Source organism: Kluyvera sp. EC_51, from assembly GCF_019584505.1.
In the GTDB taxonomy this organism is placed as follows: Bacteria; Pseudomonadota; Gammaproteobacteria; order Enterobacterales; family Enterobacteriaceae; genus Kluyvera; species Kluyvera sichuanensis.
Genome location: NZ_VDAG01000048.1, coordinates 1 through 263, shown reverse-complemented (window position 1 = coordinate 263; position 263 = coordinate 1). Strand labels below are relative to the sequence as shown.

The window sequence follows — 263 nt, the reverse complement described above, 5'->3', positions numbered from 1 at the left end:
GGGGAGACCCCACACTACCATCGGCGCTACGGCGTTTCACTTCTGAGTTCGGCATGGGGTCAGGTGGGACCACCGCGCTACAGCCGCCAGGCAAATTCTGTTTATCAGACCGCTTCTGCGTTCTGATGTAATCTGTAATCAAGCTGATAATCGATGTCTCTTTCGCCAAAACATCTTCGGCGTTGTAAGGTTAAGCCTCACGGTTCATTAGTACTGGTTAGCTCAACGTATCGCTACGCTTACACACCCAGCCTATCAACGTC

Annotated in this window: 2 rRNA genes; both read right to left on the bottom strand. The window is 51.7% G+C overall.

Features of this window, described 5'->3' with window-relative positions:
• A 5S ribosomal RNA gene (gene rrf, locus FHC49_RS11385) occupies nt 1-91 on the bottom strand; the annotation flags it as partial.
• Nucleotides 92-186: 95 nt separating this feature from the next.
• A 23S ribosomal RNA gene (locus FHC49_RS11380) occupies nt 187-263 on the bottom strand; the annotation flags it as partial.